9 protein-coding genes are annotated in these 14,473 nt (G+C 54.0%); all 9 read left to right on the top strand.

The window, feature by feature from the left end; translation table 11 throughout:
* Nucleotides 1-9 precede the first annotated feature (9 nt).
* The 9 genes from rplJ (at nt 10) to rpsJ (ending at nt 14,321) form a co-directional block, all read left to right on the top strand.
* The gene (rplJ, locus tag JAO77_RS13870) at nt 10-564 is read left to right on the top strand and encodes a 50S ribosomal protein L10 (protein WP_198990951.1); all 555 of its coding nucleotides are present in this window, start codon (nt 10-12) and stop codon (nt 562-564) included.
* Between the two features lie 62 nt (nt 565-626).
* Nucleotides 627-1,007 carry a 50S ribosomal protein L7/L12 gene (gene rplL, locus JAO77_RS13875; RefSeq protein WP_198990952.1) on the top strand — a complete coding sequence of 127 codons (381 nt, stop codon included), beginning with the start codon at nt 627-629 and terminating at the stop codon, nt 1,005-1,007.
* Nucleotides 1,008-1,427: 420 nt separating this feature from the next.
* The gene (gene rpoB / locus JAO77_RS13880; protein ID WP_198991098.1) at nt 1,428-5,294 is read left to right on the top strand and encodes a DNA-directed RNA polymerase subunit beta; all 3,867 of its coding nucleotides are present in this window, start codon (nt 1,428-1,430) and stop codon (nt 5,292-5,294) included.
* Nucleotides 5,295-5,592: 298 nt separating this feature from the next.
* Nucleotides 5,593-9,948: a DNA-directed RNA polymerase subunit beta' gene (gene rpoC, locus JAO77_RS13885; RefSeq protein WP_198990953.1), complete on the top strand. Its 4,356-nt coding sequence runs from the start codon at nt 5,593-5,595 to the stop codon at nt 9,946-9,948.
* A 319-nt stretch (nt 9,949-10,267) separates the two neighbouring features.
* On the top strand, nt 10,268-10,594 hold the full coding sequence (locus tag JAO77_RS13890) for a DUF3467 domain-containing protein (RefSeq protein ID WP_144846832.1): 327 nt from the start codon (nt 10,268-10,270) through the stop codon (nt 10,592-10,594).
* A gap of 131 nt (nt 10,595-10,725) precedes the next feature.
* Nucleotides 10,726-11,154 carry a 30S ribosomal protein S12 gene (gene rpsL, locus JAO77_RS13895; RefSeq protein WP_198990954.1) on the top strand — a complete coding sequence of 143 codons (429 nt, stop codon included), beginning with the start codon at nt 10,726-10,728 and terminating at the stop codon, nt 11,152-11,154.
* A 95-nt stretch (nt 11,155-11,249) separates the two neighbouring features.
* Nucleotides 11,250-11,717: a 30S ribosomal protein S7 gene (rpsG, locus tag JAO77_RS13900; protein ID WP_144846837.1), complete on the top strand. Its 468-nt coding sequence runs from the start codon at nt 11,250-11,252 to the stop codon at nt 11,715-11,717.
* Between the two features lie 110 nt (nt 11,718-11,827).
* Nucleotides 11,828-13,969, top strand: a complete 2,142-nt coding sequence (gene fusA, locus JAO77_RS13905; RefSeq protein WP_198990955.1) for an elongation factor G — start codon at nt 11,828-11,830, stop codon at nt 13,967-13,969.
* A gap of 46 nt (nt 13,970-14,015) precedes the next feature.
* Entirely contained in the window at nt 14,016-14,321 is a 306-nt protein-coding gene (gene rpsJ / locus JAO77_RS13910; protein WP_144846844.1) for a 30S ribosomal protein S10, read from the top strand.
* The last annotated feature ends 152 nt before the right edge of the window (nt 14,322-14,473 follow it).

The raw sequence follows: 14,473 nt of genomic DNA on the forward strand, positions 1-14,473 counted from the left end.
CAACCAGCCATGATTCGGGAAGATAAACAAGCCCTCGTGGATGAGTTGAGCGAGAAGTTCCAGTCGCACAACGCATTCTATATCGCCGATGCCTCAGGCATGTCGGTAGCCAAAATCAACGAATTCCGTCGCCTCTGCTTCAACCGTGGCATGGAGTTCAAAGTGTACAAAAATTCGTTCATCCGCAAGGCTCTCGACACCCTAGGTGGCGACACCAGCGAAATGGACGCGGCGCTGAAAGGCCAGTCGGGCGTACTGTTCTCAAAGGAGAGCGGCAACGCTCCCGCCAAGCTGCTGAAGGACTTCTATAAGTCGCAGGCTTACCCCCGCGGCGTAGAGCCCAAGCCTGCGCTTAAAGGTGCCTTCATCGACGCTAGCATCTTCATCGGTGCTAATCAGCTCGAAGGCCTCACTACCATCAAAGGCAAGCAGGAACTGCTCGGCGAACTCGTCGGCCTGCTGCAATCGCCTGCCAAGAATGTTATCTCTGCTCTGTCGAGCGGCGGCAACAAACTGGCTGGTATCCTCAAAACGCTTTCCGAAAAAGAAGAAGCTGCAGGCTAACCGCTGCTCATCCTTTTCAACTTTCAATTTTCAATACAACCTTTTTTTAATAATCTACAGAAATGGCAGATTTGAAAGCCTTCGCTGAGCAGCTTGTTAGCCTCACCGTTAAAGAAGTAAACGAACTCGCAGGTATCCTAAAGGATGAGTATGGCATCGAGCCCGCTGCTGCTGCTCCCGTAATGGTAGCTGGTGGTGGTGCTGGCGCTGCTGCTGACGCTCCCGAGGAGAAGACCTCGTTCGACGTAATCCTGAAGGCTGCTGGTGGCCAGAAGCTGGCAGTAGTTAAGTTGGTGAAAGACCTGACCGGCCTGGGCCTGAAAGAGGCTAAAGAACTGGTTGACGGCGCTCCCAAGCCCCTGAAAGAAGGCATCGCTAAAGACGAAGCCGAAGCACTGAAGAAGCAGCTTGAAGAAGCTGGTGCTGAAGTAGAAGTTAAGTAGGTTCGCCTACGGGCTTGCTCCCGCAACGGATTAGGCCTGGCACTTAGCCAGGTCTTTTCCTGTTTCTAGAGAATAAGTTACCTTTTGCAACTCAAAGCCTTCGGCTTTGGTTGTCTTACGCTAGCAGTTTTCTTCTGTCATCCTGCATTGGAGCAACGCAAAATGAAGGACCTTATCACGTTAGAAGTCGCCAGAGTTTCGGACTCAGTTGACAAACAACGTGGTAAGGTCCTTTGCTGCGCTCATAGTGTCTGAGTTTGTCTGAAGGCTTTTTACCGTAGGTGCAGGTGTAAAGAGCAAACTTCCAAACTCAGCTTGACCTAGAGCTAACTCGCGTAACTGTAATAGCTTACGTGTACATTTTTAACAACTTTTCAATTGGCTACACCGCAAGCAACTGAGGCCGCCGAAGTCAAACACCTGACTGGGGCCAGTGAGCGAATCAATTTCGCCAAGATTAAGAAAGTTATCGAGTATCCGGACTTTCTGGACGTGCAAGTGCAGTCGTTCCAGGAGTTCTTTCAGCTCGAAACAGCCGCCGCAAGCCGCACCAATGAGGGTTTGTTCAAGGTATTTGCCGAGAACTTCCCAATTTCTGATTCGCGCGAAAACTTCGTGCTGAACTTTATCGACTATCACGTTGACCCGCCGAAGTACACGGTGGATGAGTGCATCGACCGCGGCCTGACTTACGCCGTGCCGCTGAAGGCGAAGCTGCAACTCATTTGTAACGATAAGGATAACGAGGACTTCCAGACCATTGAGCAAGAAGTTTTCTTGGGCAACATTCCGTACATGACGGAAAAGGGCTCGTTTGTTATTAACGGCGCTGAGCGCGTTATCGTATCGCAGCTGCACCGTTCGCCGGGCGTGTTCTTTGCTCAGAGCAAGCACACCAACGGTACGAAGCTGTATTCGGCCCGCATTATCCCGTTCAAAGGCTCGTGGATTGAGTTTGCCACGGACGTGAACAATGTGATGTACGCCTACATCGACCGGAAGAAGAAGTTTCCGGTTACTACCCTGCTACGCGCCATCGGCTACGGTACTGACAAGGACATTCTGGACTTGTTTGGCCTGAGTGAAGAAGTTAAGGCAGACAAGAAAACCCTTAAGAAGGCCGTTGGCCGCAAGCTGGCCGCTCGCGTGCTCCGCACTTGGACGGAAGACTTCGTGGACGAGGACACTGGCGAGGTAGTGTCGATTGACCGAAATGAGGTGCTCTTGGAGCGCGATTCTACCATCAATGAGGAAGACATTGACACCATCGTTGACGCGGGTGCCAAGTCGGTAATTCTGCACAAAGAGAATGTGAATATTGCGGATTTTGCAATCATTTACAACACTCTGCAGAAAGACAACTCGAACTCGGAGAAAGAAGCTGTAGAGCAGATTTACCGTCAGCTCCGTAACACGGAAGCTCCTGACGAAGAGACTGCCCGCGATATCATCCAGAAGCTGTTCTTCTCGGACAAGCGCTACGACCTAGGGGAAGTGGGCCGCTACCGGATTAACAAGAAGCTGCAAATCGACATGAGCCAAGAGGCTCGGGTATTGACCAATGAGGACATCGTGCTCATCGTGAAGTACCTGATTGGTCTCATCAACTCGAAGGCTATTGTCGATGATATTGACCATTTGAGCAACCGCCGCGTGCGCACGGTAGGGGAGCAGCTCTACGCCCAGTTTGGCGTGGGTCTAGCCCGTATGGCGCGTACCATCAAGGAGCGCATGAACGTGCGCGACAACGAGGACTTCAAGCCGGTTGACCTAATTAACGCCCGCACGCTCTCGAGTGTGATTAACTCGTTCTTCGGCACCAACCAGTTGTCGCAGTTCATGGACCAAACCAACCCGCTGGCCGAGGTGACGCACAAGCGTCGCGTATCGGCGCTCGGGCCGGGAGGTCTGTCGCGCGAGCGCGCTGGCTTCGAGGTACGTGACGTACACTATACGCACTACGGTCGTCTTTGCACGATTGAGACGCCGGAAGGTCCGAACATCGGGCTGATTTCGTCGCTGTGCGTACACGCCCGCGTGAACTCGATGGGCTTCATCGAGACGCCTTACCGCACGGTAAGCGCTGGCACGGTGGACATGACCGAAAACGTGAAATTCCTGACCGCTGAGGAAGAGGACACGCACCACATCGCACAGGCAAACTCGCTGCTAAGCAATGAGGGCAAGCTGACGCAAGAACTGGTGAAAGGTCGCTTCGAAGGTGACTTCCCGGTAGTAGGCCCAGAGGAATACTCCTACATGGACGTGGCTCCGAACCAGATTGTATCGGTAGCTGCTTCGCTGATTCCGTTCTTGGAGCACGATGACGCCAACCGTGCGCTCATGGGCTCGAACATGCAACGCCAAGCAGTGCCGCTGCTCCGCCCGCAGGCCCCAATTGTGGGCACGGGTCTGGAAGGCCGCACGGCTATCGACTCGCGTGCACTAATCATCGCTGAAGGCGATGGTGTAGTGGATTCGGTAGATGCTAACCGCATCATCATCAAGTACGACCTGAGCGATGACGAGCTATCGGTAAGCTTCGACGCGGACCGTAAGACGTACAGCCTCATCAAGTTCCGCCGTACCAACCAGGATACTTGCCTCAACCTCACGCCGCTGGTGAAAAATGGCGAGCGTGTGACCAAAGGCCAGGTGCTTTGCGAAGGCTACGGTACCAATCGTGGCGAGCTGGCCCTAGGTCGCAACATGCAGGTAGCGTTCATGCCGTGGCAGGGCTACAACTTCGAGGACGCCATCGTTATCTCAGAGCGCGTAGTGCGCGACGACATCTTTACCTCGATTCACATCGAGGAGTTTGAGCTGGAAGTGCGCGAGACCAAGCGTGGCGAAGAAGAGCTGACCTCGGAGATTCCGAACGTGAGCGAAGAAGCCGTGCGCAACCTCGACGACAACGGTATCATCCGCCTAGGTGCCGAGGTTCGCGAAGGCGACATCCTCATCGGTAAGATTACGCCGAAGGGCGAAACCGACCCGACCCCGGAAGAGAAATTGCTTCGTGCCATCTTCGGTGACAAAGCCGGCGATGTGAAGGATGCCTCGCTTAAAGCGCCACCCTCTCTGAACGGGGTAGTTATCGGCACCAAGCTGTTCTCGCGCCCCAAAAAGGACAAGAACCTACGTGCCAAGTCGAAGAAAGAGGTAGAAGACCTGAAAGAAGGCTACGCTCGCGAGCTGCGCGGTGTGAAGGCTATCATGATTGATAAGCTGGTAGCCCTGCTGGAAGGCAAAACCTCGCAAGGCATCAAGCACCGTTTTGGCGATGAAGTACTCGCCAAGGGCGTGAAGTTTGGCCGGAAGAATATTAGCGAAGCGCTGTTCCCCGACAAAAACGCCTACCGTGACGAAAGCAATTATGCCGTGCCGGAAGAGGTGAACCTCTTCAAGGACTTGCAGCTTGAAGGCTGGACAGCCGACGCCCGCGTGAATGAGATGCTTCAGCACCTCATCAAAAATTATGCGAAGCGCCGTAATACCATCACCGCGCGTTTCAAGCGCGACCGCTTCACGCTGGAAGTTGGTGATGAACTGCCTGCCGGCATTGTGCAGCTCGCCAAAGTATACATCGCCAAAAAGCGCAAGCTAAAGGTGGGTGACAAGATGGCCGGCCGCCACGGTAACAAAGGGGTAGTAGCCCGCATCGTGCGTGATGAGGACATGCCCTTCCTGCCCGACGGTACGCCGATGGACATCGTCTTGAACCCCCTAGGTGTACCAAGCCGCATGAACATCGGTCAGATTTACGAGACGGTACTTGGCTGGGCTGGCCTGAAGCTGGGCCGCACCTACGCTACGCCCATCTTCGATGGCGCTACGGAGGATGAGGTGTCGCGTGAACTGACCGAAGCTGGCCTGCCCGACTGGGGCCGTGCCTACCTGCACGATGGTCTGACGGGTGACCGCTTCGACCAGCCGGTAACCGTGGGTGTGATTTACATGCTCAAGCTCGGTCACTTGGTTGACGACAAGATGCACGCTCGTTCTATTGGGCCATACTCGCTCATCACGCAGCAGCCATTGGGTGGTAAGGCGCAGTTCGGTGGCCAGCGCTTCGGCGAGATGGAAGTATGGGCACTGGAGGCCTTCGGTGCTTCCAACGTGCTGCAGGAAATCCTGACTATCAAGTCTGATGACGTGGTAGGCCGTGCCAAGGCATACGAAGCCATCGTAAAAGGTGACATTCTGCCCAAGCCCAATATCCCAGAATCGTTCAACGTACTGATTCACGAACTCCGTGGTCTGGCGTTGGAGATTTCGCTGGACTAGGTTAATTGAATAGGTTGGTTGTCGGTACGCAAGTGCTGGCAACCAACTTTCAATCATTTCGCCCACAATAGAAATAAATGATAGATAGTCCCGCTGCAAAGCGCCCCGCTCACGATACTACTGCCCCGAGACAGGTCAGGGTAGCACAAGGTGGGAAGCGCGGCTGCCGAGGGGCAAAAACAAGACCTAGCGAAAACCTACTGCGTGGCGTACCTGTCCGACCCGCAGAGCACTTTTCGTAGCGTCGCACTGTTATGGCTCGCTATAACAGCAGAAATCAACCGCTAAAACCATTAGAATGGCTTTTGCAAAAAACAAGAAGTTAGTACAAGACTTCTCGAAGGTTACTATCTCGCTGGCCTCTCCCGAAGGTATTCTGGAGCGGAGCACGGGCGAAGTAGTAAAGCCGGAAACGATTAACTACCGTACCTACAAGCCCGAGATGGGTGGCCTGTTCTGCGAGCGCATTTTCGGTCCGGTGAAGGACTGGGAGTGCCATTGCGGCAAATACAAGCGCATCCGCTATAAGGGCATCATCTGCGACCGTTGCGGCGTGGAGGTGACCGAGAAAAAGGTACGCCGTGAGCGCATGGGCCACATCGAACTGGTGGTACCCGTAGCCCACATCTGGTACTTCAAGAGCCTGCCGAACAAAATAGGCTATCTGCTGGGCCTGCCTACTAAGAAGCTCGACCAGATTATCTACTACGAGCGCTACGTGGTGGTGCAGCCAGGCGTGCAAGCCGAAGAAGGTGTGCAGCAACTCGACTTCCTCACCGAGGACGAGTATCTGGACATCATCGACAAGCTGCCCCGCGAAAACCAGATGCTGCCCAACGATGACCCGCAAAAGTTCATCGCCAAAATGGGTGCCGACGCGCTGCAAATGCTGCTCGAGCGCATCAACCTCGACGAGCTGAGCTACTCGCTCCGCGACTCGGCTGCGCACGAGACTTCGCAGCAGCGTAAGGCTGAGGCCCTGAAGCGCCTGCGTGTAGTAGAAGCTTTCCGTGATGCCGCTACCCGTGTGGAGAACAAGCCCGAATGGATGGTTATCCGCATGGTGCCAGTTATTCCGCCGGAACTGCGCCCGCTGGTGCCGCTGGATGGTGGTCGCTTCGCGACTTCTGACTTGAACGACCTCTACCGTCGCGTTATAATTCGCAATAACCGCCTCAAGCGCCTGATTGAAATCAAGGCTCCTGAAGTGATTCTGCGTAACGAAAAGCGCATGCTGCAAGAAGCAGTTGACTCGCTCTTCGACAACTCGCGTAAGGTGAACGCCGTGCGCGCCGAAGGTAACCGTGCACTGAAGTCGCTGTCCGACATGCTGAAAGGTAAGCAGGGCCGCTTCCGCCAGAACCTACTTGGTAAGCGTGTTGACTACTCGGGTCGTTCGGTAATCGTAGTAGGTCCTGAACTGAAGCTGCACGAATGCGGTCTGCCCAAGAACATGGCCGCCGAGCTGTTCAAGCCGTTCATCATCCGCAAGCTCATCGAGCGCGGTATCGTGAAAACGGTGAAGTCGGCTAAGAAAATCGTAGACCGCAAGGACGCCGTGGTTTGGGACATCTTGGAGAATGTGCTGAAAGGCCACCCAGTACTTCTTAACCGTGCTCCTACGCTGCACCGCTTGGGTATCCAAGCATTCCAGCCGCGTCTCATTGAGGGCAAGGCTATTCAGCTGCACCCACTCGTGTGTACGGCCTTCAACGCTGACTTTGACGGTGACCAGATGGCTGTGCACGTGCCCCTAGGGCCGGCCGCTATCCTAGAAGCCTCGATGCTGATGCTGGCGTCGCACAACATCCTGAACCCTGCCAACGGCGCGCCCATCGCGGTACCGTCGCAGGACATGGTTCTAGGCTTGTACTACGTAACCAAAGGCAAGCGCTCGACGCCTGAAGAGACTATTCAGGGCGAAGGCCGCACGTTCTACTCCGACGAGGAGGTAGTGATTGCGCTCAACGAGAAGCAACTGTCGAAGCACGCGTATATCAAGGTGAAAACCATGGTGCGTGACGAGAACGATGACCTCGTGCCAAAAATTATCGAAACTGTAGCTGGCCGCGTGCTCTTCAACCAACTCGTGCCACAGGCAGTAGGCTTCGTAGACGAGTTGTTGACTAAGAAGAAGCTCCAGCAGATTATCTCGCTGGTGTTTAAGCGCACGGGCATGGCCCGCACCGCGCAGTTCTTGGATGACATCAAGACCCTAGGTTTCCAGTCGGCCTATAAAGGCGGCTTGAGCATGGGTCTGGGTGACATCAACATCCCGGCCGAGAAAGATAAGCTCATTGCCCAAGCCCAAGCTGACGTAGCTGCCGTAACGCAGAACTACCAGATGGGTTTGATTACAAACAACGAGCGCTACAATCAAGTAATTGACATCTGGACGCGTATCAACTCGCAGATTACGGAGACGCTGATGGGTCGCCTCGAAAAGGAGAACCAAGGCTTCAACTCCATCTACATGATGATGCACTCGGGCGCTCGTGGCTCGCGCGAGCAGATTCGCCAGCTTGGTGGTATGCGTGGTCTGATGGCTAAGCCTCAGAAGTCGCTACAAGGCTCGGTTGGTGAGATTATCGAAAACCCGATTTTGTCGAACTTCAAAGAAGGCCTCGACGTAATCGAGTACTTCATCTCGACGCACGGTGCTCGTAAGGGTCTGGCTGACACGGCTATGAAGACGGCTGACGCCGGCTATCTGACCCGTCGTCTGGTAGACGTGTCGCAGGATGTTATCGTGAACGAGCCCGATTGTGGCACGCTGCGCGGTACTGAAACATTTGCCCTTAAGGACAATGAGGACATCGTAGAGCCTTTGGCCGAGCGTATCCTGGGTCGCACCGCGGTTCATGATATCATCGACCCGTTGACCGATGAGCTGATTCTAGCTGCAGGTGAGCAAATCACGGAGGAAACTACCCGCCGTATCGATGCTACCAGCATCGAGTCGGTTGAGATTCGCTCGGTGCTGACTTGCGAAAGCAAGCGGGGCATTTGCGCCAAGTGCTACGGCCGTAACCTGGCTACTGGTCGCATGGTGCAGAAGGGCGAAGCTGTCGGTGTTATCGCCGCACAGTCGATTGGTGAGCCCGGTACGCAGCTAACACTCCGCACTTTCCACGTAGGTGGTACGGCTTCTAACATCACGGTAGAGCCGAACATCCGCGCCAAGTTCAACGGGGTGATTGAGTTCGAAGATATCCGCACCGTTGCTGGTGTCAACGCTGAAGGCGCTGAAACTAACGTGGTGATGGGTCGCTCGGGTGAAATCCGCATCGTAGAAAAAGGCACCGGCAAAGTGTTCATCGCCAACCACGTGCCTTACGGCTCGTTCTTGCTGGTGAAGGAAGGCCAAGAAGTAGAAAAGGGCCAAGAGCTGGTAAACTGGGACCCGTACAACGCCGTTATTTTGGCCGAGTTCGACGGTACCATCCAGTACGATGCTATCACCGAAGGAATCACCTACCGCGAGGAGGCTGACGAACAGACGGGCTTCCGCGAGAAGGTAATTACCGAATCGAAGGATAAGGCGCAAAACCCGTCTATAATCTTGATTCCGGCTAAAGGCGCAGATGCTGACGCTAATAAGTCGTACTCGATGCCGGTAGGCGCTCACTTGAACGTCGAAAACGGCACGAAGGTGAAAGCTGGTCACATCTTGGCTAAGATTCCCCGCGCAGTGGGCAAAACCCGTGACATCACGGGTGGTCTGCCCCGCGTAGTGGAGCTTTTCGAAGCCCGCAACCCGTCGAACCCGGCGGTAGTATCGGAAATCGACGGCGTTATTACCTACGGCTCGGTGAAGCGTGGTAACCGCGAAATCTTCGTAGAGTCGAAAGACGGTGTGAAGCGGAAATACATGGTGCCGCTGTCGAAGTTTATCCTCGTGCAGGACAACGACTTCGTGCGGGCCGGTGCACCGCTCTCCGACGGTGCCATCACTCCGAACGACATCCTGAACATTCAGGGTCCGGGCGCGGTGCAGGAATACCTCGTGAATGAGATTCAGGAAGTATACCGTTTGCAGGGTGTGAAAATCAACGATAAGCACATTGAAGTTATCGTCCGCCAGATGATGCAGAAGGTGCTTGTGATGGACGCTGGCGACACGAGCTTCCTCGAAAACCAACTCGTGGATAAGGTATCGCTGATGGAAGAGAATGACATCATCATCGACATGAAAGTCGTGACTGATGCTGGTGATTCGACCGAGCTTCGTCCCGGTCAGATTATATCTTCCCGCAAGCTGCGCGACGAAAATTCGTCGCTCCGCCGCCGCGACCTCAAGCTTGCTGAAGTGCGCGATGCTCAACCCGCCGTGTCGAAACCCACGCTGCAAGGTATCACGCAGGCTTCGCTAGGTACTGCTTCGTTTATCTCGGCCGCTTCGTTCCAAGAAACGACCAAGGTGCTAAGCGAAGCCGCTATCCGTGGCAAGGCTGACGAACTCCTAGGTCTGAAGGAGAACGTAATTGTAGGTCACCTCATTCCCGCTGGTACTGGCCTCCGCGAGTACCAAGGCATTGAGGTTACTTCGAAAGAAGACCTCGCTGCTCGTCAAAACGCCGCTGCTGCAGAGCCGGCCGCTCCCACCAAGCGTGCTTCGCGCGCCAAACGTGAGACGACGACCGCGCAGGACTAATGAGTGATGTAGGTTTGTAAGAGAAACCCCGGCTAGCGTCAGCTAGTCGGGGTTTTTTGTTTCTTTGTCAGCACGAAGCAAGTTGGCTATTTCATTATCACTGCTAGTGGAGTCTGGTTGATAATATATCAAATTATTGCCTAGATTCTTTATACAGCCAACAAATGTGTTTCTCAAGAGAACTTAGGCCCTGCTGAACCGGAATACCTAAATTACTCGGTCTGTCTTCTAATCATTATAATAGCACTGTTCACTGTTTTTGCGAGTATAAAGCAACTGAAGCTTTCAAGCAGCCTTGCAAAAGCAAAATAGTTAGACCATGCAACCATCCCAACCCCAGAATCCCGACCCAAACGCGCTCAACATTGAGCTAAGCGAAGAAATAGCCGAAGGCGAGTACGCCAACTTAGCCCTGATTGCTCATAGTACCAGCGAGTTTGTGGTAGACTTCATCCGCATGATGCCCGGCGTACCTAAGGCCAAGGTTAAAGCCCGCATCGTGCTCACGCCCGAACATGCTAAGCGGCTACTGTCGGCGCTAGAAGAGAATATTCAGCGTTTTGAGCAGAGCTATGGCCCTATCAAGCTGCACCAAGAAACGCCTAGCTACCCAATGAACTTTGGTGGGGCAGTAGGGGAAGCCTAGGGCATTGTAGCCAGCGGCTACGCAAGCGGAAGATTAACTTTTTCAGCAAGTTTGCTATTGCCAAACTATTTTCTTACCTTTGCAGGCCTGAAAATTTGGGAGCAAACGGCTCCTGTTCAACCAATCGCTAAATGCCAACCATTAACCAACTCGTACGGAAAGGCCGTGAGGCTTTGACTACCAAGTCGAAGTCGCCCGCCCTTGATTCGTGCCCGCAGCGTCGGGGCGTGTGCACCCGTGTGTACACCACCACGCCTAAGAAGCCGAACTCGGCTATGCGCAAAGTGGCCCGTGTGCGCCTTACCAACGGTAAGGAAGTAAACGCATACATCCCCGGTGAAGGCCACAACCTCCAAGAGCACAGCATCGTGCTCATTCGTGGAGGCCGGGTAAAAGACCTGCCAGGCGTTCGCTACCACATCATCCGTGGTGCGCTCGACACGGCTGGCGTTAATGGTCGCCTCCAGCGCCGCTCGAAGTACGGCGCCAAGCGTCCGAAGCCGGGCCAAGTTGCCGCAGCCGGCAAAGGTGGCAAACCAGCACCCGGTAAGAAAAAGTAATTTAGTAGTTGTCAGTTGCTAGTTGTCAGTTGTTCGTGATTGTTCACGCAAGCAACTGACAACTAACAACTAACAACTGACAACTCTATACAACTATGCGTAAGTCAAAACCGAAAAAGCGCATCCTCCTGCCGGACCCCAAGTTCAAGGAGACGCTCGTAACCCGCTTCGTCAATTACATGATGTATGACGGGAAAAAGAACCTGGCCTACACCATTTTCTACGATGCCGTAGAGCAGGTGGAGACCCGTACCAAAGAGAACGGCCTCGAAATGTGGCGCAAAGCGTTGAACAACGTAATGCCGACTGTAGAGGTAAAGAGCCGCCGCGTAGGTGGTGCTACGTTCCAAGTGCCGATTGAAGTGCGTGCTGACCGCCGCATTGCTGTTGGCTCGAAGTGGCTGATTCAGTACGCTCGTCGTCGTGGTGAGAAAACCATGAAAGACAAGCTGGCTGGTGAAATCATTGCTGCTGCCAAAGGTGAAGGTGCTGCCGTTAAGAAAAAAGACGACACCCACCGGATGGCCGAAGCCAACAAGGCCTTCTCGCACTTCCGTTTCTAATATATCGGGCGTTTAGCGGGTTGTTGAGTTTAGATTGAATGTTTAGCCACTTTTGGTTGTCTTCCTCTCTGAACTCAACAATCCGCTAACGCGCTATTTAACCTACCGTAATGGCAGTCAACAAAGACCTTCAGTACCTGCGCAACATTGGTATCATGGCCCACATCGATGCGGGCAAGACTACCACTTCGGAGCGCATTCTTTACTACACGGGTAAAACTCACAAAATCGGGGAGGTACACGACGGTGCCGCCACGATGGACTGGATGGAGCAGGAGCAGGAGCGTGGCATTACCATCACCTCGGCTGCTACTACTACCTTCTGGAATTACCCCACTGACGCGAAGGGCAACCAAACCGGCGAAACCAAGCAGTACAAGATTAACCTTATTGACACCCCCGGTCACGTTGACTTTACGGTGGAAGTAGAGCGTTCGTTGCGTGTGCTTGACGGTGCCGTAGCTCTTTTCTGCGCCGTATCGGGCGTAGAGCCGCAGTCGGAAACCGTATGGCGTCAGGCTGACAAATATCACGTGCCGCGTATCTGCTTCGTCAACAAGATGGACCGTGCTGGCGCTGACTTCTTCAAGGCCGTTAATGAAATCAAGGATAAACTCGGCGCTAATCCTGTGCCGCTGCAAATCCCAATTGGTGCTGAGGACACTTTTAAAGGCGTAGTTGACCTGCTGACTGGCAAAGCCATCGTGTGGGACGACAAAACCGAAGGCAAATCGTACGACGAGATTCCCGTTCCCGAGGACCTCGTTGACACGGTTGCCGAGTGGCGCGAGAAGCTCATCGAGAGCGTTGCCGAGTACGACGACACTCTGATGGAAAAATTCTTCGAGGACCCGGACAGCATCACCCGCGAAGAAATGATGGACGTTATCCGCAAAGCGGTTATCGACATGAAGTTCTCGCCTGTACTGTGCGGTTCGGCCTTCAAGAACAAGGGTGTGCAGACCATGCTAGATGCCGTAATGGCCTACCTGCCGTCGCCGCTCGACATGCCTGCTATCGAGGGTACCAACCCCGAAACCGGCGAGCCCATTGAGCGTCACCCCGATAACTCGGAGCCTTTCACCGCCCTCGCATTCAAAATTGCTACCGACCCTTATGTAGGTCGTCTGTGCTTCTTCCGCTGCTACAGCGGTCAGCTCGACGGTGGTTCGTATGTGTTGAACAACCGCACCGGCAAGAAAGAGCGTATCTCGCGCCTCATGCAGATGCACTCCAATAAGCAAAACCCGATTGAGAAAATCCAAGCGGGTGACATTGCAGCTGGTGTTGGCTTCAAAGACATTAAAACCGGTGACACGCTAACCGACGAAAAGAATCCGCTGGTTCTGGAGTCGATGAGCTTCCCCGAGCCGGTAATCGGCTACGCTATCGAGCCTAAGACGCAAGCTGACGTGGACAAAATGGGTATGGCTATCGCCAAGCTCATCGAGGAAGACCCCACACTACGCGTTAATACCGACGAGGAAACCGGCCAGACCATCCTACGTGGTATGGGTGAATTGCACCTTGAAATCATCATCGACCGTATGCGTCGTGAGTTCAAAGTGGAAATCAACCAAGGTGCTCCCCAGGTTGCTTACAAGGAGATGCTCACCAAGAAAGTTGAGCACCGCGAAACCTACAAGAAGCAAACCGGTGGCCGTGGTAAGTTCGGCGACATCGTGTTTGAACTTGGCCCGAAAGAAACTGAGCCCGAAAAGGCTGGTCTAGAGTTCGACAATGCTATCGTAGGTGGTGTTATCCCCCGCGAATTCATTGCCCCCATTCAGAAAGGTTTTGAAGAAGCCATGAAGCGCGGGCCGTTGGCTGGCTTCCCCATCGAAACGATGAAGGTGCGCCTGTTCCACGGTTCGTACCACGACGTTGACTCGGACGCCCTGTCGTTCGAACTCGCTGCTCGTGACGGCTTCCGTGAGGCTGCTCGCAAAGCCGGTCCAAAACTGCTTGAGCCCATCATGGCCGTTGAAGTAGTTTGCCCCGACGAGTACACAGGTCCCGTAACCGGTGACTTGAACCGTCGTCGTGGTCTGATGAAAGGTATGGACACCAAAGGCGGTGCTCAGGTTATTAAGGCTGACGTTCCGCTGTCGGAACTGTTCGGCTACGTGACCGACCTGCGCACGCTGTCTTCGGGCCGTGCTTCGGCATCGCTAACCTTCTCGCACTACGAGCAGGTGCCCACTAACATGGCTGAAGCCATTGTGGCCAAAACCAAAGGCACTCGCGCCTAGTATTATCTCAGCTTGTCAACCCTAGGGCAATCGGCCCTAACCAACCATGAACCAAAAAATCAGAATCAAGCTGAAAAGCTACGACCACAACTTGGTCGATAAGTCTTCCGAGAAAATCGTGAAGGCTGTAAAAGCTACCGGTGCCATCGTAAGCGGCCCAATTCCGTTGCCCACGGAAAAGGAGAAGTACACGGTGCTGCGTTCGCCCCACGTAAACAAGAAGAGCCGGGAGCAATTCCAGCTCTGCACCTACAAGCGTTTGGTTGACATCTTCTCGACCAGCAGCAAGACGGTAGATGCGCTGATGAAGCTGGAACTGCCCAGCGGCGTTGACGTTGAAATCAAAGTCTGAGCCTAACTCTTGAATTAACGAAAAGCCCCGTTGGTCATTGGCCGGCGGGGCTTTTTGTTGCTGTAGACCCAAAAGGTCTATCTAGGGTTGGTAGCAGGAGCTAAATGCCTCACTGCTAAATTTATTTCTCATCTACCCTGGTAATTACCAGA

Origin of the sequence: Hymenobacter sp. BT559, from assembly GCF_016427535.1 — a bacterium.
In the GTDB taxonomy this organism is placed as follows: domain Bacteria; phylum Bacteroidota; class Bacteroidia; order Cytophagales; family Hymenobacteraceae; genus Hymenobacter.

Coding starts and splice junctions, on each gene's coding strand:
- rplJ (WP_198990951.1), top strand. CDS start 10: ATGATTCGGGAAGATAAACAAGCCCTCGTGGATGAGTTGAGCGAGAAG.
- rplL (WP_198990952.1), top strand. CDS start 627: ATGGCAGATTTGAAAGCCTTCGCTGAGCAGCTTGTTAGCCTCACCGTT.
- rpoC (WP_198990953.1), top strand. CDS start 5,593: ATGGCTTTTGCAAAAAACAAGAAGTTAGTACAAGACTTCTCGAAGGTT.
- JAO77_RS13890 (WP_144846832.1), top strand. CDS start 10,268: ATGCAACCATCCCAACCCCAGAATCCCGACCCAAACGCGCTCAACATT.
- rpsL (WP_198990954.1), top strand. CDS start 10,726: ATGCCAACCATTAACCAACTCGTACGGAAAGGCCGTGAGGCTTTGACT.
- rpsG (WP_144846837.1), top strand. CDS start 11,250: ATGCGTAAGTCAAAACCGAAAAAGCGCATCCTCCTGCCGGACCCCAAG.
- fusA (WP_198990955.1), top strand. CDS start 11,828: ATGGCAGTCAACAAAGACCTTCAGTACCTGCGCAACATTGGTATCATG.
- rpsJ (WP_144846844.1), top strand. CDS start 14,016: ATGAACCAAAAAATCAGAATCAAGCTGAAAAGCTACGACCACAACTTG.